The 22,855-nt window shown below is 60.9% G+C and carries 27 protein-coding genes and 1 tRNA gene; 17 read left to right on the top strand and 11 right to left on the bottom strand.

The window, feature by feature from the left end:
• On the top strand, window positions 1–239 hold a 239-nt coding region (locus FEV51_RS13270; protein WP_222927463.1), incomplete at its 5' end, for a DDE-type integrase/transposase/recombinase.
• A 212-nt stretch (window positions 240–451) separates the two neighbouring features.
• Here the strand turns inward: FEV51_RS13270 and FEV51_RS12810 are convergent.
• Window positions 452–542, bottom strand: a tRNA-Ser gene (locus FEV51_RS12810).
• Window positions 543–748: 206 nt separating this feature from the next.
• On the opposite strand from FEV51_RS12810, the gene FEV51_RS12805 reads away from it, so the two are divergent.
• The 4 genes from FEV51_RS12805 to FEV51_RS12790 all read left to right on the top strand — a co-directional run bounded on the left by FEV51_RS12805 (window position 749) and on the right by FEV51_RS12790 (window position 4,358).
• Window positions 749–1,567: a DUF1134 domain-containing protein gene (locus FEV51_RS12805; RefSeq protein ID WP_138619481.1), complete on the top strand. Its 819-nt coding sequence runs from the start codon at window positions 749–751 to the stop codon at window positions 1,565–1,567.
• A 98-nt stretch (window positions 1,568–1,665) separates the two neighbouring features.
• Window positions 1,666–2,853: an amino acid aminotransferase gene (locus FEV51_RS12800; RefSeq protein ID WP_138619479.1), complete on the top strand. Its 1,188-nt coding sequence runs from the start codon at window positions 1,666–1,668 to the stop codon at window positions 2,851–2,853.
• A 168-nt stretch (window positions 2,854–3,021) separates the two neighbouring features.
• On the top strand, window positions 3,022–3,843 hold the full coding sequence (locus FEV51_RS12795) for a hypothetical protein (RefSeq protein ID WP_138619477.1): 822 nt from the start codon (window positions 3,022–3,024) through the stop codon (window positions 3,841–3,843).
• A complete protein-coding gene (locus FEV51_RS12790; RefSeq protein ID WP_138619475.1) occupies window positions 3,840–4,358 on the top strand; it encodes a hypothetical protein in 519 nt (172 codons plus the stop codon). Before FEV51_RS12795 ends, FEV51_RS12790 begins: the two co-directional genes overlap by 4 nt.
• A gap of 59 nt (window positions 4,359–4,417) precedes the next feature.
• Here the strand turns inward: FEV51_RS12790 and FEV51_RS12785 are convergent, their stop codons facing one another.
• Window positions 4,418–5,323 (bottom strand): IS1595 family transposase, encoded by a 906-nt coding sequence (locus FEV51_RS12785; protein ID WP_138619473.1) that lies wholly within the window; start codon window positions 5,321–5,323, stop codon window positions 4,418–4,420.
• 251 nt (window positions 5,324–5,574) lie between these two features.
• Here FEV51_RS12785 and FEV51_RS12780 point away from each other — a divergent pair, with 251 nt between their 5' ends.
• A complete protein-coding gene (locus tag FEV51_RS12780) occupies window positions 5,575–6,138 on the top strand; it encodes a hypothetical protein (protein WP_138619471.1) in 564 nt (187 codons plus the stop codon).
• 46 nt (window positions 6,139–6,184) lie between these two features.
• Here FEV51_RS12780 and FEV51_RS12775 read toward each other — a convergent pair whose 3' ends face one another.
• Genes FEV51_RS12775 through FEV51_RS12750 form a run of 6 tightly spaced genes read right to left on the bottom strand, consistent with a single transcriptional unit; the run spans window position 6,185 to window position 10,081 of the window.
• A complete protein-coding gene (locus FEV51_RS12775; RefSeq protein ID WP_138619469.1) occupies window positions 6,185–6,802 on the bottom strand; it encodes a riboflavin synthase in 618 nt (205 codons plus the stop codon).
• Window positions 6,803–6,815: 13 nt separating this feature from the next.
• Complete coding sequence (gene ribD / locus FEV51_RS12770) at window positions 6,816–7,793, bottom strand: bifunctional diaminohydroxyphosphoribosylaminopyrimidine deaminase/5-amino-6-(5-phosphoribosylamino)uracil reductase RibD (protein WP_246034566.1); 978 nt, start codon at window positions 7,791–7,793, stop codon at window positions 6,816–6,818.
• Window positions 7,768–8,226 (bottom strand): hypothetical protein, encoded by a 459-nt coding sequence (locus FEV51_RS12765; protein WP_246034565.1) that lies wholly within the window; start codon window positions 8,224–8,226, stop codon window positions 7,768–7,770. Before FEV51_RS12765 ends, ribD begins: the two co-directional genes overlap by 26 nt.
• Window positions 8,227–8,286: 60 nt before the next feature.
• A complete protein-coding gene (locus tag FEV51_RS12760; RefSeq protein WP_138619465.1) occupies window positions 8,287–9,009 on the bottom strand; it encodes a M48 family metallopeptidase in 723 nt (240 codons plus the stop codon).
• Window positions 9,006–9,470, bottom strand: a complete 465-nt coding sequence (locus tag FEV51_RS12755) for a YcgN family cysteine cluster protein (RefSeq protein WP_138619463.1) — start codon at window positions 9,468–9,470, stop codon at window positions 9,006–9,008. The genes FEV51_RS12760 and FEV51_RS12755 overlap by 4 nt, the downstream gene beginning before the upstream one ends.
• Window positions 9,458–10,081 carry an SCO family protein gene (locus FEV51_RS12750; RefSeq protein ID WP_246034564.1) on the bottom strand — a complete coding sequence of 208 codons (624 nt, stop codon included), beginning with the start codon at window positions 10,079–10,081 and terminating at the stop codon, window positions 9,458–9,460. Before FEV51_RS12750 ends, FEV51_RS12755 begins: the two co-directional genes overlap by 13 nt.
• Before the next feature lie 111 nt (window positions 10,082–10,192).
• Between FEV51_RS12750 and FEV51_RS12745 the strand changes: the two genes are divergently transcribed.
• The 7 genes from FEV51_RS12745 (at window position 10,193) to FEV51_RS12715 (ending at window position 16,488) form a co-directional block, all read left to right on the top strand.
• On the top strand, window positions 10,193–10,750 hold the full coding sequence (locus FEV51_RS12745; RefSeq protein WP_246034563.1) for an ankyrin repeat domain-containing protein: 558 nt from the start codon (window positions 10,193–10,195) through the stop codon (window positions 10,748–10,750).
• On the top strand, window positions 10,737–11,438 hold the full coding sequence (locus FEV51_RS12740; protein ID WP_425466633.1) for a COQ9 family protein: 702 nt from the start codon (window positions 10,737–10,739) through the stop codon (window positions 11,436–11,438). The genes FEV51_RS12745 and FEV51_RS12740 overlap by 14 nt, the downstream gene beginning before the upstream one ends.
• A gap of 63 nt (window positions 11,439–11,501) precedes the next feature.
• Complete coding sequence (locus tag FEV51_RS12735; protein WP_425466632.1) at window positions 11,502–11,744, top strand: FeoA family protein; 243 nt, start codon at window positions 11,502–11,504, stop codon at window positions 11,742–11,744.
• Entirely contained in the window at window positions 11,741–13,603 is a 1,863-nt protein-coding gene (gene feoB / locus FEV51_RS12730) for a ferrous iron transporter B (RefSeq protein WP_138619459.1), read from the top strand. Before FEV51_RS12735 ends, feoB begins: the two co-directional genes overlap by 4 nt.
• Before the next feature lie 14 nt (window positions 13,604–13,617).
• Window positions 13,618–14,157 carry a single-stranded DNA-binding protein gene (gene ssb / locus FEV51_RS12725; RefSeq protein ID WP_138619457.1) on the top strand — a complete coding sequence of 180 codons (540 nt, stop codon included), beginning with the start codon at window positions 13,618–13,620 and terminating at the stop codon, window positions 14,155–14,157.
• Window positions 14,158–14,296: 139 nt separating this feature from the next.
• Window positions 14,297–15,853, top strand: a complete 1,557-nt coding sequence (locus FEV51_RS12720) for an amino acid permease (protein ID WP_138619455.1) — start codon at window positions 14,297–14,299, stop codon at window positions 15,851–15,853.
• A gap of 104 nt (window positions 15,854–15,957) precedes the next feature.
• Window positions 15,958–16,488, top strand: coding sequence for a DUF2061 domain-containing protein (locus FEV51_RS12715; RefSeq protein ID WP_138619453.1), 531 nt, complete (start codon window positions 15,958–15,960; stop codon window positions 16,486–16,488).
• Here the strand turns inward: FEV51_RS12715 and FEV51_RS12710 are convergent.
• Both FEV51_RS12710 and FEV51_RS12705 read right to left on the bottom strand, forming a co-directional pair.
• Entirely contained in the window at window positions 16,485–17,024 is a 540-nt protein-coding gene (locus FEV51_RS12710) for a YceD family protein (RefSeq protein WP_138619452.1), read from the bottom strand. The genes FEV51_RS12715 and FEV51_RS12710 overlap by 4 nt on opposite strands.
• Window positions 17,021–17,539, bottom strand: coding sequence for a ubiquinol-cytochrome C chaperone family protein (locus FEV51_RS12705; protein WP_138619450.1), 519 nt, complete (start codon window positions 17,537–17,539; stop codon window positions 17,021–17,023). Before FEV51_RS12705 ends, FEV51_RS12710 begins: the two co-directional genes overlap by 4 nt.
• Window positions 17,540–17,709: 170 nt before the next feature.
• Here FEV51_RS12705 and FEV51_RS12700 point away from each other — a divergent pair, with 170 nt between their 5' ends.
• The 4 genes from FEV51_RS12700 (at window position 17,710) to FEV51_RS12685 (ending at window position 21,250) form a co-directional block, all read left to right on the top strand.
• Entirely contained in the window at window positions 17,710–18,171 is a 462-nt protein-coding gene (locus FEV51_RS12700; RefSeq protein WP_138619448.1) for an outer membrane protein assembly factor BamE, read from the top strand.
• A gap of 56 nt (window positions 18,172–18,227) precedes the next feature.
• The gene (hslV, locus tag FEV51_RS12695; RefSeq protein ID WP_138619446.1) at window positions 18,228–18,803 is read left to right on the top strand and encodes an ATP-dependent protease subunit HslV; all 576 of its coding nucleotides are present in this window, start codon (window positions 18,228–18,230) and stop codon (window positions 18,801–18,803) included.
• A 28-nt stretch (window positions 18,804–18,831) separates the two neighbouring features.
• On the top strand, window positions 18,832–20,133 hold the full coding sequence (gene hslU, locus FEV51_RS12690; RefSeq protein ID WP_138619445.1) for an ATP-dependent protease ATPase subunit HslU: 1,302 nt from the start codon (window positions 18,832–18,834) through the stop codon (window positions 20,131–20,133).
• Between the two features lie 172 nt (window positions 20,134–20,305).
• Entirely contained in the window at window positions 20,306–21,250 is a 945-nt protein-coding gene (locus FEV51_RS12685; RefSeq protein WP_138619443.1) for a hypothetical protein, read from the top strand.
• An 88-nt stretch (window positions 21,251–21,338) separates the two neighbouring features.
• Here FEV51_RS12685 and FEV51_RS12680 read toward each other — a convergent pair whose 3' ends face one another.
• On the bottom strand, window positions 21,339–22,844 hold the full coding sequence (locus FEV51_RS12680; protein WP_138619441.1) for a SulP family inorganic anion transporter: 1,506 nt from the start codon (window positions 22,842–22,844) through the stop codon (window positions 21,339–21,341).
• Window positions 22,845–22,855: the final 11 nt, after the last annotated feature.

Here is a 22,855-nt window from a genome sequence, read left to right as displayed (position 1 = left end):
TGGACCGCCGGGAGATGGGGCGCTGGTTGAATAATCGAGCTGAGAAAAGCTACCTACCGTTCCGACGACGAGAGCCTGCAATGCTGCGATTTCGGCAAATGAAGTCGCTGCAGAAGTTCGCTTCGGTTCACGCCAACGTCCACAACCACTTCAACTCCCAGCGCCACCTCCTCGATAGACAGACTTACAAGACATCCCGCTCAGCCGCACTGGCTGAGTGGCAGAACCTCATGGGCTGAAACTTGGTAGGGCAGGAGAAACTCCGTCGAGCAGAGACAAGTTGCGATTAGACTGACAGCTCCGCCACTCATACCCAGTCGATATGCAACAGTCCAATCTAGACGCACGTATAGAAACTACGGCGATATGCGCGGGCTTGGGCTAATGCAGCGCTTTGAGTAAGAGCGCAGGTATTGCGCAGGGAGATCGTATAGTCCGATCAAGCCGTAAATGGCGGAGACGGAGGGATTCGAACCCTCGGTACCCAGTTCGAGTACGGTTCCTTAGCAGGGAACTGGTTTCAGCCACTCACCCACGTCTCCGCATGCTCGGTGGCGATGCGAGGGGCGCGCTATAACCAGCCGCACCCATGCCTTCAAGCGTTGATTGGGCGCAGCGCGAGATAGCTGGCGGACTCGCCTCGGCGCATTTCCGATTCGGTTCATCGCGGTTTCATTGCCGTGGGCCGACAAAGCGATTCTTCTCGTCGGGCAGCGATCCGCCCGGCGTGGGTCGCATGGAGGGAATTATGACCGGTTTTACATTCGCCACCACCTTGGGTGCCTTACGGAAGGGCGGCTGTGCTGCGCTGGCGGCTGCCGCGCTGATCGCCAGCCCGCTGTCGGCTCAGGTGGAGACCATCGACCCTGACATTGCGGCCAGCGGGGCCATTGACGGCGATCTGGCAGAGAATCCGGGTGACCAGTCGGTCTATGCCGAACCTGCGGCCGAGCCAGCCATTGAGGATACGACTCAGGCAACCGTCGACCCGGCACCGCGCTGGTCCGAACAGGCCGCCGAAAGCGCCGCGCCCGATCCGGCGGTGGACCCCGCTGAAACCACTGATTCTGCAGCGCAGGACGATGCCACTTACCGCGAGGATGATCTGATCGGCGCGGCTGAGGGCGTGTTTGGCAAGGGTGCCGAAGGCGTTGCCAAGATGATCCAGAACCTGCTCAAGGATCAGGGCCAGCCCAATGCCTATATCGTCGGACGTGAGGCGGGCGGCGCATTTATCGTCGGTGCACGCTATGGCTCGGGCACGTTGTATCACAAGGTGGAGGGCGAGCGTCCGGTGTATTGGACCGGCCCCTCGATCGGCTTTGATGCAGGTGCCAATGCGGGCAGCACCTTTGTGCTGGTCTACAATCTTTATGACAGCGAAGAGCTGTACGAACGTTTTCCGGCGGGCGAGGGACAGGCCTATCTGGTGGGCGGCGTCACCGCCAGTTACATGCGCAAGGGCGATGTGGTGCTGATCCCGATCCGCATGGGCGCGGGCCTGCGGCTGGGCGTCAATGCCGGCTATATGCGGTTTTCCAAGAAGCAGCGCTGGCTGCCATTTTAAGCCAGCGCGCCGCGCATACGTAAATATCACGGGCATCTTCGGGGGCTGCGGCAGGATTTCCTGTTGCGGCCCTCCGCGCATCTGGCAAAGAGGCGGCCATGCTCAAAAACCTCGAAGCCCAGCCCGCCGATGCCCTGCTCGCGCTCATCAAGATGCACGCCGCCGATCACCGGGCGGACAAGATCGACCTTGGCGTCGGCGTCTATCGCACCAATAGCGGTGCGACCCCGGTGTTCCGCGCGATAAAGAAGGCGGAGCAGGTGCTGGTCAATGAACAGGACAGCAAAAGCTATCTTGGCCCTGAAGGCGATACCGGCTTCGTCTCGGCGCTGATGCCCTATATCTTTGGCGAAGACGCGACGATGAAGGGTCGGCTTGAAGGGATGCAGACTCCCGGCGGCACCGGCGCGGTCCGGCTGGCGGTGGCGCTGGCTGATCAGGCTGGTGTGCGCCAGATCCACATGGGCGTGCCCAGCTGGCCCAATCATGTGCAGATCCTTAAGGATGTCGGTGTGGAGGCGGTGACTTTCGATCACGCCAACCCCGATGGCACCGCCAATGTCGATGCCGTGCTGGGCGCGATCCGCGCTGCGGGCACGGGCGGGGCGGTGCTGCTGCATGGATGCTGCCACAACCCCACCGGGATTGATTACACCGCAGCAGACTGGGATGCGATTGCCGACGCCTTTGCCGAGCATGGATCGCTGCCGATCCTCGACATCGCCTATCAAGGGCTGGGACACGGTCTGGACGAGGATGTCGCCGGTGTCCGCCGTGTGCTGGCCGCCGTGCCAGAGGCGCTGATCTGTTATAGCTGTGACAAGAATTTCGGCCTTTACCGTGACCGCGTGGGGGCATTTTACATGATGGCAGAGCGGTCCGACCAGCTCTCCGCCATCGCCTCCAACGCCAATGCGCTGGCCCGCGCCAATTGGTCGATGCCGCCTGATCATGGCGGTGCAGCAGTGCGCACTGTGCTGCGTGACGAGCGGCTGACGAAGGAATGGCTGGACGAACTGGACGAAATGCGCGCCCGCATGCGCCGCGTCCGCGCCCGGCTGGCGGCGGCAGATGGCAAGGTGCCCGGACTGGGATTGGCGGCGCTGGGCAAGCAGAACGGCCTGTTCGCCATGCTGCCGCTGGACAAGGACCAGATCACCCGCCTGCGCGAGGATCACGGCATTTACATGGCCGGATCAGGCCGCATCAATGTGGCCGGCCTGCATGAAGGCAACACCCCGAAGTTCATAGCTGCACTGGCGGATGTGATCGGGTCTGCTGGGTAATTAGCCAGCGCGAGTTGTCGGAGTGGGTGAGAAATGAGGCGAATGGGAAGTGTGACCTTGACTGCTCCTGCATAATAACCGGTGTTTTGGGGGTGTATCCCCTTCGCATACGGAATTGACTCGGTTCGCGTTGCCACTACTGTCATCCCGTTTTAGTTGGGGTGATAAATGGCAAAATTTGAAAAGATGCGCGTCTCGCTTGCTCGGGACGAGCCCGGTGGCTTGCTCGACGATATTGGCAATGAGCCACAGATACCTTCCAGAACCGACTTCCTTACTAGCGCTTTCGGTTCGCCGCACACATTTCTCAATCGGTCTGGTTGGAAAGTGAACTTTATTCCAATTGAGGCCCCATCTGGGTTTGCCGCTGGCTTCTTCGCCAAGGAGAGGCCGGTGCCATTGAAACATGCAGACCTGTCGCCTTACCTTGCGGAGAACTATGAGCCCGCACTTTTTGTTATTTCGTTGGATAAAGCGCAAGTAATCTGGATGGAGAGCAGCGCGGTAGGGTCGCCTAAGTCAATTCTTGAATCTTTCTTCTCTTACTTATTGAAAAAAACTGAGTTAAATCAGTGGCAGGCTTTTGTAAGATATTTTGAAACGAAGGAAGATTATTGGGCTGCTGTTGAGAAGTATCGCAGTCAGATCACGAAAATCGTTTTTAGATACGTCCCGCCAAACGCTTTTGAGGGTGAAGAATTAGCACAGCGTTATCACACGGCGGTTCAACAGCAGGCCCAGAATGAAATTCTCGAAGAAACTTTTAAGGGACAACCAGGCAAGATGGATCCAACAGCGGAGATGATGAGGGCAAACGCCGAAATTGCCGAACAAGGTGCTGGCGAGCGCGAACTTCGTGGTCGTGGAAACAAGCTTCTCTACTCGTCGGGGAGAGGTCGGGTAACGGATGTCGTGGATGACGACCAAATGCCTTCGCTAGATCAACCAAGCCTAATCCGACAGGTCATTTTGAGGCTCTTTAATCGATGAAAATCTACCGCGCCGGAAGCTTATTCGTGCTCCTTGCCGTGCTTTTGTGCGTGACGATCGTCGCGCCCGAGCCGTTGGCGGGCAACAAGTTTCTCGATGGTTTTGTTTCCCATGAAATTATGGCCTTTCTTATCGTAATTCTGACCATCACTTTTGCTTCTGTCGCCAACATTCATCTGTCAGTGAGCCGCCTTCAGGGCTCTATCCGGAGTGCTAAGGCGCGGGTGGAATTAGACAAAAGCTTCGCAACACCGCTAAGGTCTGAAACAAGGTCCAGCGCATACCTGCTCTTCTGGGCTTTCTGCCTTTGTGCGGTCGCCCTTCTAGTAAAAGGGCAGTTTCCAGAGAACGACTACGTTAAATCGAGCGTTCATTCGATCGCGATTGTGGTGGTAGTGACAAACGCGATTGTGCTGTATGATATTTACAAGACCGTCTTTGCCTTAGTGGCGCAACCCGAGATAAGTGATGGTGAAACCCAAGATTACTCTGACGAAAGCCCGCCAGCAGGATAGCGTCGCCCAATTCATAGCCGAACGTAAGGGCGAAACCGGCGATGAAGCCGCCTTCGACGCTACCCTGCGTTCAATGGCCGGAAAGTCGAAACCAGCTCCGAAAACATCGTTTCGGGACGATTGCGACGATTGAAGCGATACTCGAATTCCTTGGCGTAGAGGCCAAGATATTTCGGGCTGACGCTGGTGTGGGTGCCATTAATTGAGCATTTCAGGTGCCGCCAGAAATTCTCGATTGAGTTGACCGAAACCGTCTCTGCAAGGCGATAATCGTAATACGCATATTCCATCGCGCTGTGGTTCACGCGGGCATGGCGATAGCCGATGTTGGACAGGCTAGCATAACTGCGAAGTTCGTCAGTGTGGACATTGCCACCGATACGGACGTTGGCGGTCACGAAAGGCTCCAGAGTAGCGCGGCGCTGGTTTGGCACCACGGCAGTGATAAGATCGCCACCACGCTCCAGAGCGCCCACTACAACGGTCTTGGCGGCACTGCCGCGATTGTGCTTGCCGCGCTTCACGCCGCCGACCAGCGTTTCGTCAATTTCAACGTTCGTGCCGGGACCGCCGATAGGGCGCTCGCCGTCAACGTCCGCCATGTGTTCACGTATCAGCTTCGCCATGCGCCAAGCTGTCTTGTAGGTGACGCCTAGCTGACGCTGCAATTCCTTGCCCGATACGCCGTGGCGCGTCGTGGTGAACAGGTGGATGGCATAGAACCAAAGCTGCAAAGGAGTGCGCGTCTTTTCAAACGGCGTTCCAACGGTTGGGTGCAGGTGGTGACCACACCACTGGCAGGAATAAGCCCGCTCGGCTTTGATGCGGAACCACTTTGAGGCGCGCTCACACTTGGGGCACTCAAAGCCTTCGCCAAAGCGAACGTCAAACAGGTGTTGCAGGCAGGTTTCGTCGTCCGGAAACTGGCGAAAGAACTGGGCGGTAGTGAGAGGCTTCGTTGTCATGCCCCATTATATGCCACATTCTGTTACGTATGGCAAGGGGATACACCCCGTGTTTTGCTATGCCGTTCTTCCGCCCAAAGCCGCCGATATGTAATAACGAGTTTGAATGGCTCGTCGCTTGTTTTGCATGGCTGCGACACGTTCTGGACGATGCCGACATCCGGCCCGAATTTGTCTTGCCCGATAATTCCGCTCTTTTGGCAGCGCGAACGGCACCCGAACTCTTCGAGACGGTGCGCAGCATGGCCTGAATGGATCAATGGGACTGCAAGCTTGAAAAAGTAGATGTTCGTGTGGACGTGCCTGACCTCCAGCTGATCAAAGGCAGCGGAGCCTGCGGAACCTTTTCCATCGAAAATGGCCGAGCAGTCATTCGATACTCTTCTGACATGTTAAAGCGACCGGACGCGCTCGCCGCAACCTTTGCTCATGAGCTTTGTCATTACCTACTGTGCGAGGCTGGCGATCCGCCTGGTGGCCCTGATCTCATGGAGCATGCAACAGATTGTGCCGCAATCTATCTTGGATTTGGCGTCCTGCTTTCGAATTCGGCTCGACATATGGAGCATAGCGTAGATGTTGGAGGTTTCGGATGGCGAAGCTGGAGCGCGGGATATTTGTCAGAAGAGGCTAGGGTGACTGCGACTGCAATGTTCGCAGCGCTTCATCAATATGATCTAAGGGATGCAGAACGCGCCTTAAAGCCACATCTTCGCAAGGACATGCAGAAAGCTACAAAGGCCATCGCTGCTGATCATCCCAACTTTGCGGCCTCGCTCAGCCAGATTGATCTATTTAACTGGAATTTCGGCTAGGCAGCCTTGCTGCACAATTGCCAAATACACAAAACCGGCCACCCCACTACCCCCGCAGGCTCTGCATCCGCTGCAAATACCGCGCCAGCACGTCGATCTCCAGATTAACCGCATCGCCTTCTGCCAGTGCGCCCAGCGTGGTTACTTCGGCGGTGTGGGGGATGATGTTGAGGTCGAACAGGACGGTGCCGTCTGTCTCGTCGGTCACAGTGTTGACGGTCAGCGATACGCCATTGACGGTGATTGAGCCTTTTTCCGCCACATAGGGCGCAATTTCGGGTCCGGCGCGCAGGCGCAACCGGGTGGAGCCGCCTTCCTCGCGGCGTTGCGCGACATGGCCGACGGCATCGACATGGCCGGTGACCAGATGCCCGCCCAATTCATCGCCCAGCCGCAGGGCAGCCTCAAGGTTCAGCTTTGCGGCTTGCTCCCACATTGCCGGGGCGGTGCGGCTGACTGTCTCTGCCGATACATCGAAGCCGATCCGCGCATCGCCAGCCGATCCGGCGAGTTCTACCACGGTAAGGCACACGCCCGAACACGCGATGGAGGCGCCGATGTCGATGGTGGCCGGGTCGAATTCGCAAGCGACCGTCACGCGGCGGTCACCCCGTTCTTCAATGCTGGTGATGGTGCCGATGGCGGTGACGATCCCGGTGAACATGGTGCGGCTCCTGTTAGCGCGTGCGGCGATAGGCGTCGAAGCTGTCGCTGCCAAGCTGGCGGCGTTCGGTATGCTGCCAGCGGCCATGCGCTGCGGCCAGGTCGGTCAGGCCGAGATCGGCAATCGCGGGTTTGCCGCCGCCGATGATGATGGGCGCGCGGTACAGCTCGATCCGGTCCACCAGATCGGCGGCAAGGAAGCTGGCAGCGGTCTGCGCGCCGCCTTCGACATAGAGATATTGCACGCCGTCCATCTGCGCGATGTCTGCGGGGGCGGCGATGTTGCGCGCGCCGTCTGCCGCTTTCGAGGTCAGCACCCAGCGTTCCGGGATGCAATGCTCCAGGCCAGACAGCCGTACGTCGAGGCGCGGGGCGTCGCTGCGCCAGCTGCCGCCGCCCACCAGTATGGCATCCGCCCGGGCACGCTGCGAATGGACATGCGCGCGCGCCGCCTCGCCAGTGATCCACTGGCTCTCCCCATTGGCCAGCGCAATACAGCCATCAAGCGAGATCGCCAGCTTGAGCGTGACATGGGGACGGGCGAGGGCGGTGCGGGTGAGATAGCCGGAAAGGCTGTCCGTGGCCGCTGTGCTGGCGAGCATTTCGACCGTTACACCAGCGCTGCGCAAATGGGTGATCCCGGCGCCCGCCGTGCGCGGATCCGGGTCCTTCGCGCCCACCACCACGCGCGCAATCCCGGCCTCTGACAGCACCTTGCTGCACGCCGGGCCGCGCGGGGATTGGTGAGCGCATGGCTCCAGCGTCACATAGGCGGTAGCGCCGCGTGCTGCTACGCCTGCCTGCGCGATGGCGGCGGCTTCGGCATGGGGTCGTCCACCCGGCTGGGTCCAGCCGCGCCCGACAACGATAGTGTCTTTGACCAGTAGGCAGCCAACGCCCGGATTGGGGCGCGACAGCGGGCGTGCACGCGACGCCAGCCGGGCCGCCGCAGCCATCCAGCGCGCGTCACTCGCCAGTGGTTGCAACCGCATTGTCCGCTGCTTGCATCTGGGCTGTCAGCGCGTCCATTCGTGCCTTTTCCGCCGCGTCTTCGCGGGCCTTGTCGGCTCTTGCCTCGGCCTCCATCGCATCGACGTCCAGTCCGGTGGCGCGGCCCAATGCGCGGTATGCTTCCTTGGCCGCTTCCTCACGCTCGGCCTGTTCGGCCTCGCGCTTTTCCTTAATCTTCTGATTGGCCAAATTCGATGCGCGAATTTCCTCCAGCGTGCGATCGGGCGCGAAGGTGGTGATGAAGTTCACCTGTGGCTTGTCCGGCGGTAGATACACCCGCTCCTGCGTGAAGGAATACATCATCGTCCCGGTCGCCGCGAAGGACGCCAGCAGGATCGGCCAGCGATAGGGGTTGGGGCGCGTGAATTCGTGCCAGAAATCGGCAATACCGCCTGCAGGATTGAATCGGCTCATACGTCGCATGGCTTTGGATGATAGGCGGATTTGCGCGCCGGTGCCAGCCTGTCCGCCAGCCTATCCAAATGTCGCATACAGCCCGCGTCCGTTGCGGCTGAGCCAGCTGTTGGCCGCTGCGACATCATCTTCGTAGATATCGGCAAGCAGCGCGTGGAAGGCGGGGCTGTGGTCGAAATGGACCAGATGCGCGACCTCATGCGCCACGACCGAGCGGCGGACACTATCGGGTGCCTGCACCAGCCGCCAGTTCAGACGCAGCACGCCTTCGCTCGAACAACTGCCCCAGCGGCGCTTGGCACGCGAGAGGCGAACGGGCGCGTCGGGCAGGGCAGCGGCCGCGCAGTAATCGGCGGCATCCGCAGTGAAACACGCCAATGCCTCGCTCTCCAGCCAGCGTTGCAGCCGGGCGGGCAAGCCGACTTCCGGGCCGCCGATATGCAATGTGTCACCGCCGCGCCGGGGTTTGCGCGGATTGGCTTCGTCCCAGGCAATGGCCAGCGCCGTGCCGCGATAATCCAGAGCGCCTTCGCTGAGCGGATCGCGGCGTTCGGGAATTTTTGCCAGTTGCTGCGCCAGCCATTCGCTGCGCAATTTGGCAAAGGCCAGCGCCTCTTGCGACCGGCACCAATGCGGCAAGGTGATCCGCACCGCGCTGCCATCGGGCGCCAGCCGCAGCACCAGCCGCCGCGCGCGGCGGTGGCGGTTGAGCTCGACAGGCAGGATGCGGCCGCCCACTTCCAGCATTGGATCGACATTGTCGCGGCGTAGCCAGTCGATCATGCAGCTTCCTCCGCCGCGTCACTATCGCCCCAATCGACGATGTGATGCTCCAGCGGCCCGGCGTCGACTTCGCTGACCACGCGGCCTGCAACGGAAATGCCTGCGCGCACGACGCTCTCGCGATCGCCTGATATCAGGTAATGCCAGTCGCGCAGCGGGGCGCCGCGGGCGCGGAGGCGATAGGCGCAGGTTTCGGGGAGCCAGGGAACATTATCCACGATTTTCAGCGTCAGCCGCAGACAGTCGGGCACGAAGGCCTTGCGGTGCTTGTAATCGCGGCATTGCGCGGTGCTGCAATCAAGCAATTGGCACGCGACATTGGTGTGCTCGATCTCGCCGGTATCTTCATCCTCGACCTTGTGCAGGCAGCACCGCCCGCAGCCATCACACAGAGCCTCCCACTCGGCGCGGTTGAGCGCAGCCAGCGGCAGCTCCCAGAATTGCGCCCTTAGCGGACCCATCTGGCAAGCTCTGCAGCGACGGCTTCCGGCCCCTCGTCCGTGGGCAATGTCGCCAGCGGCTCGCCTTCAGGGCTGAAGAGATAGGTGTAGGAGAGATGCTCCATCAGATAGCCGCCGCCGGGCTGATCCTCACCGCGCGAAAATGGCGAGGCGAATGCCTTTGCCGCTGCTTCAAGCTGCTCAGGCGTACCAGTCAGGCCGATCAGATCGGGGTGAAAATTGTCCGTAAACTCTGTCAACACAGCGGGCGTATCGCGCTCCGGATCGATGCTGACGAACAGTGGCTGGATCATGGCGGCGCGTTGCGGGTAGTCTTTGGCAAACTGCTTCAGCCCCGTCATCGCGCGCTGCACATCAGTGGGACAGATATCGGGGCAATAGGCGTATCCGAAATAGATAATGCGGTACTGGCCGGCAAAATCATCCCAGCGCACGGTCGATCCGTCTTCGGCGATCAGTACAAACGGCCCGCCAATGGTTGCCCCTTGCAGCGGCGGCTCCTCCGCCTGCTCTTGTGCGGGCGGCTGGGCAGTGGGCGTGCAACTGGCGAGACACAGCGCCGAAAGCGCGGCAAGCAGGGGAATTCTGTTCAGCATGGCAAGCACGTTCATGGTCTGCTAACGCGCTCTGGGCAAGGGCATGCCAAGGGCAAGTCTACGGAAAAATCGGAGAAGGCAAGCGTGCGAGCCAAGGGTCTCATTCTGTCAATCATGGCAGCCGCAATGTTCGCTGCACCGCTGTCGGCGCAAAACGCCACAGACGGGGTCAAGTTTCTCGATGCCGTGAAGAAGCGCGACGGGACGGTTGTCACCGACCTGCTCAACGAGCCGGGCAGCACGGTCGTCAATTCGCGCGACATAACCTCAGGTGAAAGCGGGCTGCACCTCGTGACGCAGCGCCGGGATATCACCTGGATCAAATTTCTGCTGTCCAAGGGGGCTAATCCCAACGTTGCCGACAAGAATGGTGTCGTGCCGCTGCAAATTGCCTCACAACTCGGCTTCATCGAAGGTATCGAGGCACTGCTGGATCGCGGTGCAGAAGTGGACGTGACCAATGCCGCTGGCGAAACGCCGCTGATCTCCGCAGTCCACCGGCGCGATATTGCAATGGTGCGGTTGTTGGTGAGCAAGGGGGCAAACCCTGACCGCTCTGACAATTCCGGCCGTACGGCGCGCGATTATGCGATGCTGATGGGCGCCAAATCGCAAGTGCTGGAAGAAATCCAGCGCTCCGAACGCGAGATGGGCGAGCGGGCGGCGACCTATGGCCCAGCCTGAGCCCATGGACGAGACAGTCACTGCCGCTGACCTGACGCTTGACGAATTGCGCCTCGCGCTGGCCCCGGCGATTGCTGATGCGGCCGTATTCGATGGCTGGAGCGATGCCGCGCTGGAGATGGCGGCGCAGCAGGCAGGTGCCGATCCCGATGTCGCGCGGCTGGCGTTTCACGCCAAGCGCGGCAGCAACCGCGCAATGGATATGATCCGCGCCTGGATTGAAACCATCGATATGGCGATGGCAGTGGCCCTGCCGCCCGAAAAGCTGGCGGCGATGAAAATTCGCGAACGCATCCGCACGCTGGTCCAGTTCCGGCTGGATGCGGTGGCCGGGCAGGAAGAGGCGCTGCGCCGCGCGCTGGCCGTGATGGCCATGCCGCAGAACGTGCCTGCCTCGCTTAAGGCCGGCTGGCACAGCGCCGATGTCATGTGGCGGCTCGCTGGCGACACGGCGACCGATTACAACCACTATACGAAGCGCACGATTCTCGCCTCTCTCTATGGCTCGACATTGGCGGTGTTTGTCGATGACGACAGTGAAGGCAAGGCCGAAACCCGTGCGTTTCTTGAACGCCGGATCGACGGGGTGATGACCTTCGAGAAGGTGAAGGCCAAATGGCTCAACCCCGACCGCGAAAACTTCAGCGTCACCCGTTTTCTTGGTCGGTTGCGCTATCCGGCACGCTGACCTGCGTCCGTTACTCGCTATTGATAATCGGTTGCAATTACGCCGCCTGTCTGGCAGCGGGCAATGATGACTCTCGACACCCTTGCTGGCGGTACTGACGCGCGCATTACTGGCGTGGACTGGAAGCTGCTTGCCGGAGACGAGGCCAAGCGCCTGCGCGCACTGGGTGTGGACGAGGGGGCGCAGATCGCCATCCTCCATCGCGGTATTTTCGGCACCCGTGACCCGCTGGCCATCCGCATCGGCCAGATGACGATTGCGCTGCGGCGCAGCCATGCGCAGGCGATCACGGTGGAGACAATATGAGCCGCTCCGATCCCGCCTTGCACCGTATCGCCGCGCTGGTGGGCAATCCCAATTCAGGCAAAAGCGCCTTGTTCAATGCGCTGACCGGCGCACGGCAGAAAATCGCCAATTACGCGGGTGTTACCGTTGAGCGGAAGGCAGGCCGGCTAGCGTTGCCCGGTGGCGGATCGATCGAACTGCTCGACCTGCCCGGCTCATATTCTCTCGACGCCGCCAGCCCGGACGAGGAAGTTACCCGCAAGGTAGTCCACGGCGAATTTGCTGGTGAGGCGATACCCGAAGTCCTGATTGTGGTGCTCGATGCGGCGAATCTGGAGCAGCATCTGGTGTTCGCGCAGGAGGTGCTTGAACTGGGGCATCCCACCGTGGTCGCGCTGAACATGGTCGACCTTGCCGAACGAGACGGTCTGACGCTCGACCCGGCGGCTCTCTCAGAAGCGCTGGGTGTCCCGGTCATCCCCACCGTCGCCGTGCGCCGCAAGGGTATCACCGAACTCGCCGCCGCCATTGCCGAGGCCAAAAGCCATGCAGATGAAGCGCTTCATTCGCGCTGGCGTCTGACGCAGCCCGAACGCCGATTATCGGCCAAACACATGGCGCGCGGGGCGATTTTGTCCAAAAGCACGCGTCATACGGTCGAGAACGGAATCGACCGAACACTGCTCAATCCGTGGGTCGGCCCGGTCATCCTGTTCGCGATCCTGTTCGTTATATTCCAGGCGGTGTTCGCCTGGGCAACTCCGTTCGCCGATGCGCTGGAGGGCGTGGTCGGTTCGTTCACCGGCTTTGTCACTGACACGGTGCCGCCCGGCCTTGTTCGCGATTTCCTGACCGAAGGTGTGCTGGCGGGCGTGGGTTCAGTGGTGGTTTTCCTGCCCCAGATCGTAATCCTGTTTTTCTTCATCCTGTTGATGGAGGCCAGCGGATATATGGCGCGCGCCGCTTTCCTGATGGACCGGCTGATGGCGGGGGTGGGACTGTCGGGCAAAAGCTTCATTCCGCTGCTCTCCAGCTTTGCCTGCGCCATTCCCGGGATCATGGCCACGCGCAGCATCTCCGACCCCAAGGACCGGCTGACCACGATCCTGATCGCTCCGCTGATGACCTGTTCGGCGCGTCTGCCGGTCTATGCGGTGATCATCGCAGCGTTCATCCCGCCAGACAGCGTGGCGCCGGGTGTCGGCCTGCAGGGGCTGGTGCTGTTTGCGCTTTATGTCGCTGGTATTGTCGGCGCGATGGTGGTGGCGCTGGTACTGCGCGGCACGGTGACCAAGGGTGCGGCATCAGGCTTTATTATGGAGCTTCCGCGCTATCAGTTGCCGCGCATCAAGGATCTTGCCATCGGGCTGTGGCAGCGCGCCTGGGTGTTTTTGCGCCGCGCGGGCACCATCATCTTCGTTGCCACGATTGCGCTGTGGGTGCTGTTGAGCTTCCCCAAGGCCGAGCCGGGGGAGAGCCAGATGGATTCCTCGATCGCGGGACATGTCGCCACCGGGCTGGCGGTCGTTCTCGAACCGATCGGCTTCAACCGCCAGATCAGTCTGGCGCTGATCCCGGCAATGGCCGCGCGCGAAGTTGCGGTGTCGGCGCTGGCAACCACTTATGCAGTCGATACCGATGACGAGGATCTGGCCGCGCAGGCGGTAACCGAGCGGATCGCTGCCGACTGGAGCCTGCCTACGGCACTGGCTTTCCTGGCATGGTTTGTGTTTGCGCCGCAGTGCCTGTCGACCATCGCGGTTACCCGGCGCGAGACGAATGGGTGGAAATGGCCCGCCTTCATGGTTGGGTATTTGTTCGTCCTTGCCTATGTGTTTGCCGGAATCACATATTGGAGTGCTGTCGCGCTCGGGTTGTAGCAAGAGGAATAGTCATGGCCGGTAGCCTCAACAAAGTTATGCTGATCGGAAATCTGGGCGCCGACCCGGAAATCCGCAGCTTCCAGAACGGCGGCAAGGTCGCCAATCTGCGCATAGCCACCAGTGAAAACTGGAAGGACAAGAACACTGGCGAGCGTCAGGAACGCACCGAGTGGCACACTGTCGCGATCTTTTCCGAAGGGCTGGTCGGCGTGGTCGAACGCTTCCTGCGCAAAGGCTCCAAGGTGTATGTCGAAGGCCAGCTGCAGACCCGCAAGTGGCAGGACCAGTCTGGCAATGACCGTTATTCCACCGAAGTGGTGATCCGCGGGATGAACGGCTCGCTCACTATGCTCGATGGCGCCCAAGGTGGCGGCGGCGGCGGATCGCGCGGCGGCGGCGGCGGCGGCGGCGGCGGTCAGTGGGACCAGAGCAGCGGCGGCCAGTCGGGCGGCGGTTATGGCGGCGGCGGGGGCAACTCACCGGGTGGCTCGGGCGGCGGCGCAAGTGGCGGCTCCAACTATGACGATCTGGACGACGATATCCCCTTCTGAGACATTGGGTAATCGGCATAAACCTCCCGCGGTTCAGATCCGAAATGGCCGGGCTGCATTTCCCGATTGCCAAAGTTTTTTGCGAGCGTAAAAGCGCATTCCCGGCACGCGGTGCCGGGCCATGATCAAGGGTTACGCAATGTCCTTGTTTGCTCGCATCAAGCCGCTCGAAGCTATCATCGCCACCGCTGAAAAGAAGTCACTGCACCGCAGCCTGGGCGCGTTCCAGCTGATGCTGTTCGGAATTGGCTGCGTCATCGGCACGGGCATTTTCGTTCTCACTGCAGCGGGGGCGCAAAAGGCTGGCCCGGGCCTGATGCTGGCCTTTGCGATCGCTGGCGCGATCTGCATTGTCGCGGCGCTGTGTTACGCCGAAATTGCCGCGATGATCCCGGTGTCGGGTTCCGCATACACATACACCTATGCGACGATGGGCGAATTTCTTGCCTGGACCGTGGGGTGGGCGCTGATTCTGGAATATGCGGTTGCGGCAAGCGCGGTTTCGGTCGGTTGGTCAGGCTATTTTTCAGGTACGATCCTGCAGGAATTCCTGGGGGTCAGCCTGCCAGCATGGCTGGCGGCGGGACCGCGGGCGCCGGGCGGATTGATCAATCTTCCGGCGCTGGTAATCGCGTTGCTGGTGACCTGGCTGTTGATGATCGGCACGCGCGAATCCGCCATGTTCAACGCCATTCTGGTGGTCATCAAGGTCACCGCGCTGACAGTTTTTCTGGCGCTGACCCTGCCGCAGGCTGAACTGGCAAGGTTCAATCCGTTCCTGCCGGCCGGACTGTTCGGCGGCTTTGGCAGCGGTGTCGGTGCGGTGGGCGCGGCGGCGACAATCTTCTTCGCTTATGTCGGGTTTGATGCAGTCTCCACGGCAGCGGAAGAAACGAAGAACCCGCAGCGCAATGTGCCGATCGGCCTGGTCGGATCACTGCTATTCTGCACGGTGTTCTATATACTCGTGGCTGCAGGTGCCATCGGGACCATCGGTGGTCAGCCGATAATGGGGCCGGGCGGCGTTCCTTTCCCCGCCGGTTCCGAGGCATTGGCGCAGCAATGCGCTTTGCCGCAATATGCGCAGATGCTGGTCTGTTCAGACGAAGCGCTGGCCCATGTGCTGAGGCAGATCGGGTTTTCACAGATCGGAAACATGCTGGGCATTGCTGCCTTCCTGGCACTGCCATCGGTCATACTGGTGCTGCTGTTTGCGCAGACCCGCATATTCTTCGTGATGAGCCGCGACGGGCTGCTGCCCGAAACCTTGAGCAAGGTGCATCCGAAGTGGAAGACGCCTTATATCGTCACTGCCATCACCGGCGCGGTGGTTGCCCTGGGGGCGGCTTTCCTGCCCGTTGGCCAGCTGGCAGATATTTCCAATGGCGGCACGCTGTATGCCTTCATGATGGTGGCGATTGCGGTCATGCTGCTGCGGCGTAGCCATCCAGATCTCAAACGCAGCTTTCGCACCCCGGCGCTGTGGCTGGTTGGCCCGGCCACGGTTGCAGGCTGTGTGTTCCTGTTCCTCAACCTGCCCTATCTGGCGATGGCTGTGCTGCCTGTATGGGGCGCGATCGGCCTGCTGGTATATTTCGGATATAGCCGCAGCCGCAGCAGCATGGGGCGCGGCATTGTCGAAGTGATTGACGATATCGCTGGCGCGGAAACGGCAATACCCATCGATCCGCAATAGCGGCATTGCCGGTGCGATGATGCCGCGAGCGCGGGACTGGCATTGCGGATGATCGGTGGGAATATCGTTCGACATCTCAAGCCGCACCGGCCATTGGTGCGGTGATGACACAGTACGCAAATCCCCCGGAACCGGGGCCGGAGATGCCCGCGATGGCACCGGCCAATCCGCCCAAGGTCAAACAATGGCGTTCGATCGCCAAGGCGCTTTCGTGGCGAACCATCGGTTCGCTCGACACGCTGCTGCTATCCTATCTGATGATCACCTATATCGGGCCCTATTTCGGACTGGAGGCTTCGTCGGGCGAAGCAATCGAGGCCGCAAGTTACATCGCGATCACGGAGGTGATTACGAAAATCATCTTCTATTATTTTCACGAGCGGTTCTGGGCCTGGGTGCAGTGGGGGACTTCGGTGGTGGATGGCCGGCGCCGTGAAAGTCTGCGGCGCACCAGTACCAAGACTGCCAGCTTCCGCACCATTGCCACGCTCGATACCATCCTGCTGGCGTGGTTCTTCACGGGCAGCGTGCAGACCGCGCTGTCAATCGGGGGGCTCGAAGTGTTCACCAAGCTGGCGCTGTATTTCATGCACGAACGGATCTGGGCGCGGCTGCCTTTCGGCATTGTTCACTAAGTCGCGGTATCGTCCCGTTTAAGTGCGGACAGAGCCGCAAATGGCCCGCTGTCCTCTTCGCTCGACACCAGCCCGGCCTTGCGCACGGCATCTGCTACGGGGCCTTCGCGGTAGGGGTCGATGGCGAGGGCGAGGGTCTGGGCGATGGCTTCGCCAAGGTCGAACATCTCGCCGTCATAGGGGATTTCGTCCAGCTCTTCGGCGGACAGTTCGACTTCCTCATCGGGCGCATATTGCGGCAGAGCAGCGGCGGGGACGAAGCGCAGGGTGAGCGGTTCGGTTACCGAATAGGTGAAATTCTCCGAGGTGATGGCGCAGGGCTGCTCGATACTGGCGGTCAGCGTTCCGTTGGCCAGTACCGCGCCCTCTGCCGCACCGAAATCCACCTGAGCGTTCAGTGCGTGGACCGCGGTGACGCCAAAGCGCTGAGCCAGCGCGGCCCGTTCCTCTGCTGTGGCCTCCACCGTGATCGCGGCGGGGGGCAGCGCGCGCGGCTTGATCATGCGGGTCAGTTCATGCGTGCCGGGGGCGCTCATGCTGCAATCTCGCCAGCACGCAGGCCATCGGCGCTGGTCCGGGCGAGCCGTTCGTGGAGCGCGCAGGCCTGTGACACCAGCGCCTCGGCCTCGTCGGGCTGTGCCATGGTGACATTGCGGCGCACCGCCTCCACCAGCAGGCGGCGGTCCCCAGCCAGTCCCTCACGATAGGCCCCGATACGGCCATTCATGCTTTCCATCAGCGCGGTGATCTTCTTGCCAACCGTTGGATCGCCGATCCCGGCTTCGCGCAGCTGGCCTTCCATATCCTCGACAAACAGTTCGGTCAGCCGCGCGGTGGCGGGGTTGGAAAGTTCGGGCGCATCTTCCAGCCGCAGCATCACCAGTGCCAGCACCAGCGTGATCATGTCGTACCGCCCCTCCACCGTGTCGGCCACGCCGCACATCCGGTACCAGTCGGGATCGCGCGCCTCGGCCACGATGCCGTGCCACAGCGCGCGCCATTCCTCACGCGGGTCGGGGCCGGATTGAAACAGGCGGGCAAACAGCGACATGGCAGTGGTCTTTCGTCAGGCGTTAATCGGCAATTCAAGCCGCCATCCCCAAGCACGCGAAAGCGCAAGTTGCATGGCGCGGCGCTCGGCCGTAAGGCGAGGGCGAGCATATAGGAGGAGCGGCGGCTGCGGCCAAGCTCTTCCACCAAGGACGGAGAAGTGCTGTTCCCATGAACAGGATGACAATTTTCAGCATCGCTGCACTCGCAGCGGCAGGCGTGGCGACCACCGGTTGCACCTCGATTCGCGAATCTCGCGGCTATATCAACGATCCTGTGCTGACCGGCTCGATCCAGCCGGGCATCGACAACCAGCGGTCTGTCGAAGGCACGCTGGGCCGTCCCAGCTTCGTGAGCCAGTTTGGCGAACCGACGTGGTATTATGTGGCGACCACCACGGGCCGCCGCCCCTTCGTGCGGCCGCGCACCCGTGAACATCAGGTGCTGGCCGTGCAATTCGATGCCGCCGGCAATGTCGTGGCGACAGAGCGTTCTGGTATGGAAAAGGTCGCATTTCTGACCCCCGATGGCGACAAGACGCCGACGCTGGGCCGCGAACGCAGCTTCCTGGAAGACCTGTTCGGCAATATCGGCGCAGTGACGCAGGCGGGCGGTCCCGGATCGCGCCAGTAAGGCATTTGCGCGCGGCCTGCGCTTGATCGCGCGGGCACGCTCCCCATATCGCGGGCATGGACGCTAACGATAATCGCCACGGCCTCGTGCAATGGCATTCGACCACGATCATCGGCGTAAGGCGCGGCGATACCACTGTTATTGCCGGGGACGGACAAGTCTCCATGGGCAATACGGTGATGAAGCCCAATGCCCGCAAGGTTCGCCGGATCGGTGCCACTGACAAGGATGGCAAGGGCACTGTCGTCGCCGGTTTCGCCGGGGCGACTGCCGATGCCTTCACGTTGTTCGAACGGCTCGAAAAGAAACTCGAACAATATAACGGTCAGCTGCTGCGCGCGGCGGTGGAGATGACCAAGGATTGGCGCATGGACAAATATCTGCGCAATCTGGAAGCCCTGATGATCGTGGCGGACAAGGACAATCTCCTCGTGCTGACCGGTAATGGCGATGTGCTGGAGCCCGAAGGCGGGATCGCCGCCATCGGCAGCGGCGGCAATTACGCGCTGGCTGCGGCCAAGGCGCTGTCCGATTACGAGGACGACCCCGAAAAAATAGCGCGCAAGGCGATGGCGGTCGCCGCCGATGTCTGCGTGTTTACCAATGGCAATGTGACGCTCGAAACCGTCTGACCCGTCCCCCCGGATTTTGCGAGAACCCATGACCGAAGCACTCACCCCCAAGGCGATCGTCGCCGCTCTGGACGAACATATCATCGGCCAGCAGGATGCCAAGCGCGCGGTTGCCGTGGCGCTGCGCAATCGCTGGCGCCGCCAGCAGCTGGGCGCGGAATTGCGTGACGAGGTGACGCCCAAGAATATCCTGATGATCGGCCCCACCGGCTGCGGCAAGACCGAGATCAGCCGCCGTCTGGCGAAGCTGGCCGATGCGCCTTTCGTCAAGATCGAAGCGACCAAGTTCACCGAGGTCGGCTATGTCGGGCGCGATGTCGAACAGATCGCGCGCGATCTTGCCGAAGACGCAATCCGGCTGGAAAAGGATCGCCGCCGCGAGGCGGTGCGCGAAGCTGCCAGCACTGCGGCGATGGACCGTCTGCTCAACGCATTGGTCGGCGATAACGCCAGCGAGGCCACGCGCGAGGCATTCCGCCAGCGCATCACCCAGAATGCGATGAACGATACCGAGGTCGAGATCGACGTGGCCGACAGCCCCTCCATGCCGATGGATATACCCGGCATGGGCGGCAATATGGGCATGATCGACCTGTCCGATATGCTGGGCAAGGCGATGGGCAAGAAACCATCCAAGCGCCGCAAGCTGAAAGTGCCCGACGCGTGGGACCGGCTGGTCGAGGAAGAAGCCGAAAAGCGCATGGACCAGGACGATGTCGCCCGCGTCGCGCTGGAAAATGCCGAGACCAATGGCATCGTGTTCCTGGACGAGATCGACAAGATCGCGGTTAGCGATGTGCGCGGCGGCAGTGTCAGCCGCGAAGGCGTGCAGCGCGATTTGCTGCCGCTGATCGAAGGCACCACGGTCAGCACCAAATACGGCCCGATGAAGACCGACCACGTGCTGTTCATCGCCAGCGGCGCGTTCCATGTCGCCAAGCCTTCCGACATGCTGCCCGAATTGCAGGGCCGCCTGCCGATCCGCGTCGAACTGCGCGCGCTGACCGAGGAAGATTTCGTCCGCATTCTTAAGGAAACCCGCGCCAATCTGGTCGAGCAATATCAGGCGCTGATCGGGACCGAGGATGTGACGTTGGTTATACAGGACGACGCGATCACCGAAGTCGCCCGCATCGCTGCGCAGGTCAACGAAAGCGTCGAGAACATCGGCGCCCGCCGCCTGCAAACCGTGATGGAGCGCTTGCTCGAAGACATCAGCTTCAACGCCGAAGAGCGCAAGGGCGAGACGATCAATGTCGACGCCGCCTATGTGCGCGAGCGGCTGACGGATCTGGCGAGCGATACCGATTTGTCGAAGTATATTTTGTAGTGATGAGCTGACGCTTGGCTATGACGGTTTTCGACCCTAGTTCCGGCCGTTCAGCGCTTTGGAAGGCTTCTCCAAAAGCCGACATTGGGTGAAATTTTAAAAACGATCTGACCAAGTAGTCATCTCAATTTCTCGTAAGTAAGGTTCTAAGCAAACTGTCTGGATTCGACCGATGCGCAATGCAATCCTTCCTCTGCTTTTTCTCGCTTTTGCAGGATGTGCGAAAGGGCCAGTCGCGACCACTACGGAGCTGGTAGCGCAAGATAGCCTGTGCACTTCCCCTGACGGGTGGCATGCCGTCGTGCAACGCGATCCCAAGTTCGTAGTGTTTGGCGAATTGCACGGAACCCGCGAGGCGCCAGCGTTCTTCGGTTCGCTTGCTTGCAGTCTGGCTACGGACGGCGAGGTAATTCTCATCGCAATCGAGTTTAGTCCTTACCACGACGATGCTTTGCAAGAAGCGTGGAACTCTGATGAAGAGGATTTTGAAAACCTCTTACTGCAAGCTGGTTGGCGCGGACGACGCGACGGCGTGGGCAGCGAAGCGATGTTCGAATTGGTTCGCGATCTCCATCGTTTGAGAATGGCGGGACATGCAATTGATATTACCGCCTTCAACGGCGCTGGAAGCGAAGATCAACGCGAAAAATTTGCCCACCTTCCCGGGCAAGGTCCACATGAGGCAGCACAGGCTGAGAATGTTGCGAATGCAGCGGAAAAGCGCTCCTACGACAGGGTTCTCGTCCTCGTCGGCAATCTCCATGCCCAAAAACAGCCCATTGATTTCGGACGTGGAGCCTTCGACCCAATGGCGATGAGACTTGGCGCCTACGGGTCTGTATTATCACTCAACGTAAAGTATGATGCAGGAACTAGCTGGAGTTGTCAGCTCCGAGCCGATTTCGATCCGAAGACTGATGGCAGCCCGACAGACGCTGATATCGAATGCGGACCCCATCCGGCTGGCGCAACCGGCTTTTTTGACCGCAAAGCATTCATCGAGGTGGTCGATCAAACCCCCGATTCGGCGGGAACAAGTTTCGACGGTTTTTTCTGGTTAGGTCCAATCACCGCGTCCCCACCGAAAGCGCCGACGGAGGATGAGATAATGCGGTAAGGCAGGCGGCCGAAATTTTCTGCGCAATATTCGCTTCAGCCTTTAGAACCGGACAGTCCGCTTCCCACCCTAATAGCTGCCAATCCGCTCAAGGGTGCGGCGCGAGCCCAATCTCCACGCCGGTCTTGTCGGTCAGAGCAAACTTGTCGACCAGATCGGCGCTGGCGCGGTTGAGGCCGCGGACCTGGACGCTGCGGCCGTGGCGGCGCATCCTTTCGACCACCTTGTCGAGCGCGCCGATGCCCGAAATGTCCCAGAAATGCGCCTTGGTCACGTCGATCACCACATGGTCTGACGGGTCGGGGCGTTGGCTTTCGGGAGTAAAGGCGCGTTCAAAGCGGTCGACGCTGGCGAAGAAGATCTGACCGGTAACGCGGTAAATCGCGCGCTCGCCATCGCGGGTGCGCTCGACCTTGAACATTGTACGGACCTTGGCAGTGAAGAAGATGCCGCTGAGCAACACGCCCGCCAGCACGCCCAGCGCCAGATTGTGCGTCGCCACCACGACCACCACAGTAGTCAGCATCACAACCGAGCTTTGCCACGGGTGCTTGCCGATATTGGGGATCGAATTCCAGCTGAAGGTGCCGATCGACACCATGATCATGATCGCCACCAGCGCTGGCATCGGGACCTGGCCGACCAGACCGCCCAAGGCGGCGAGCAGGACAAGCAGCGATACGCCAGCTGTAAAGGTCGACAGGCGCCCGCGGCCGCCGCTGGTAACGTTGATCACCGACTGGCCGATCATTGCGCAGCCGCCCATGCCGCCGAACAATGCGGCGGCGATATTCGCCACGCCCTGACCCGCACTCTCCCGGCGTTTGTCACTGCCGGTGTGCGTCATGTCATCGACAATCTGCGCGGTCAGTAGCGATTCCAGCAGGCCCACTGCTGCCATAGTTGCTGCATAAGGCGCAATGATCTGGAAAGTTTCCCATGTCAGCGGCACATCGGGCAGCACGAAATAGGGCAACCCCTCGGGCAGCTCGCCCATATCGCTGACCGTGTTGACCGGCGCGTTCATATAGATCGACAGCGCACTGAGCACGACAATCGCGATCAGCGGGCTGGGGACGGCAGTGGTCAGCTTGGGCAACAGATAAATCATCGCCAGACCCGCCGCGACCATTGCATAGGTTTCCCAGACCACGCCGGGATTGCCGGGATCGAGCTGCGGAATTTGCGCCATGAAGATCAGGATAGCCAGCGCGTTGACGAAGCCGGTGATGACACTGCGGCTGACGAATTGCATCAGCAGGTCCAACCGCAGCAGCGCGGCGATGCCCTGGAAAATGCCCATCAGGATCGTCGCGGCAAACAGATATTCCGCCCCGTGATCGCGCACCAGCGGCACCACCACCACGGCTACCGCCGCAGTGGCGGCTGAAATCATGCCCGGACGCCCGCCGGTAAAGGCAATCACCATTGCAATCGCAACCGAGGCATACAGCCCGACGCGCGGATCGACCCCAGCGATGATCGAGAAGCCAATGGCTTCAGGAATCAGCGCCAGCGCCACCACGATCCCGGCAAGGATCTCGGCACGCGGATTGGTGAACCAGTCGCGGCGGATGGCGGCGAGGTCGAACATGGCAGTTTCCG

The organism is Qipengyuania marisflavi, assembly GCF_005884405.1.
GTDB lineage: Bacteria > Pseudomonadota > Alphaproteobacteria > Sphingomonadales > Sphingomonadaceae > Qipengyuania > Qipengyuania marisflavi.
The sequence above is the reverse complement of the archived record's forward strand: the minus strand, read 5'-3'. Positions and strand labels throughout refer to the sequence as shown.

Coding starts and splice junctions, on each gene's coding strand:
- FEV51_RS12805 (WP_138619481.1), top strand. CDS start 749: ATGACCGGTTTTACATTCGCCACCACCTTGGGTGCCTTACGGAAGGGC.
- FEV51_RS12800 (WP_138619479.1), top strand. CDS start 1,666: ATGCTCAAAAACCTCGAAGCCCAGCCCGCCGATGCCCTGCTCGCGCTC.
- FEV51_RS12795 (WP_138619477.1), top strand. CDS start 3,022: ATGGCAAAATTTGAAAAGATGCGCGTCTCGCTTGCTCGGGACGAGCCC.
- FEV51_RS12790 (WP_138619475.1), top strand. CDS start 3,840: ATGAAAATCTACCGCGCCGGAAGCTTATTCGTGCTCCTTGCCGTGCTT.
- FEV51_RS12785 (WP_138619473.1), bottom strand. CDS start 5,323: ATGACAACGAAGCCTCTCACTACCGCCCAGTTCTTTCGCCAGTTTCCG.
- FEV51_RS12780 (WP_138619471.1), top strand. CDS start 5,575: ATGGATCAATGGGACTGCAAGCTTGAAAAAGTAGATGTTCGTGTGGAC.
- FEV51_RS12775 (WP_138619469.1), bottom strand. CDS start 6,802: ATGTTCACCGGGATCGTCACCGCCATCGGCACCATCACCAGCATTGAA.
- ribD (WP_246034566.1), bottom strand. CDS start 7,793: ATGCGGTTGCAACCACTGGCGAGTGACGCGCGCTGGATGGCTGCGGCG.
- FEV51_RS12765 (WP_246034565.1), bottom strand. CDS start 8,226: ATGAGCCGATTCAATCCTGCAGGCGGTATTGCCGATTTCTGGCACGAA.
- FEV51_RS12760 (WP_138619465.1), bottom strand. CDS start 9,009: ATGATCGACTGGCTACGCCGCGACAATGTCGATCCAATGCTGGAAGTG.
- FEV51_RS12755 (WP_138619463.1), bottom strand. CDS start 9,470: ATGGGTCCGCTAAGGGCGCAATTCTGGGAGCTGCCGCTGGCTGCGCTC.
- FEV51_RS12750 (WP_246034564.1), bottom strand. CDS start 10,081: ATGAACGTGCTTGCCATGCTGAACAGAATTCCCCTGCTTGCCGCGCTT.
- FEV51_RS12745 (WP_246034563.1), top strand. CDS start 10,193: ATGTTCGCTGCACCGCTGTCGGCGCAAAACGCCACAGACGGGGTCAAG.
- FEV51_RS12740 (WP_425466633.1), top strand. CDS start 10,737: ATGGCCCAGCCTGAGCCCATGGACGAGACAGTCACTGCCGCTGACCTG.
- FEV51_RS12735 (WP_425466632.1), top strand. CDS start 11,502: ATGATGACTCTCGACACCCTTGCTGGCGGTACTGACGCGCGCATTACT.
- feoB (WP_138619459.1), top strand. CDS start 11,741: ATGAGCCGCTCCGATCCCGCCTTGCACCGTATCGCCGCGCTGGTGGGC.
- ssb (WP_138619457.1), top strand. CDS start 13,618: ATGGCCGGTAGCCTCAACAAAGTTATGCTGATCGGAAATCTGGGCGCC.
- FEV51_RS12720 (WP_138619455.1), top strand. CDS start 14,297: ATGTCCTTGTTTGCTCGCATCAAGCCGCTCGAAGCTATCATCGCCACC.
- FEV51_RS12715 (WP_138619453.1), top strand. CDS start 15,958: ATGACACAGTACGCAAATCCCCCGGAACCGGGGCCGGAGATGCCCGCG.
- FEV51_RS12710 (WP_138619452.1), bottom strand. CDS start 17,024: ATGAGCGCCCCCGGCACGCATGAACTGACCCGCATGATCAAGCCGCGC.
- FEV51_RS12705 (WP_138619450.1), bottom strand. CDS start 17,539: ATGTCGCTGTTTGCCCGCCTGTTTCAATCCGGCCCCGACCCGCGTGAG.
- FEV51_RS12700 (WP_138619448.1), top strand. CDS start 17,710: ATGAACAGGATGACAATTTTCAGCATCGCTGCACTCGCAGCGGCAGGC.
- hslV (WP_138619446.1), top strand. CDS start 18,228: ATGGACGCTAACGATAATCGCCACGGCCTCGTGCAATGGCATTCGACC.
- hslU (WP_138619445.1), top strand. CDS start 18,832: ATGACCGAAGCACTCACCCCCAAGGCGATCGTCGCCGCTCTGGACGAA.
- FEV51_RS12685 (WP_138619443.1), top strand. CDS start 20,306: ATGCGCAATGCAATCCTTCCTCTGCTTTTTCTCGCTTTTGCAGGATGT.
- FEV51_RS12680 (WP_138619441.1), bottom strand. CDS start 22,844: ATGTTCGACCTCGCCGCCATCCGCCGCGACTGGTTCACCAATCCGCGT.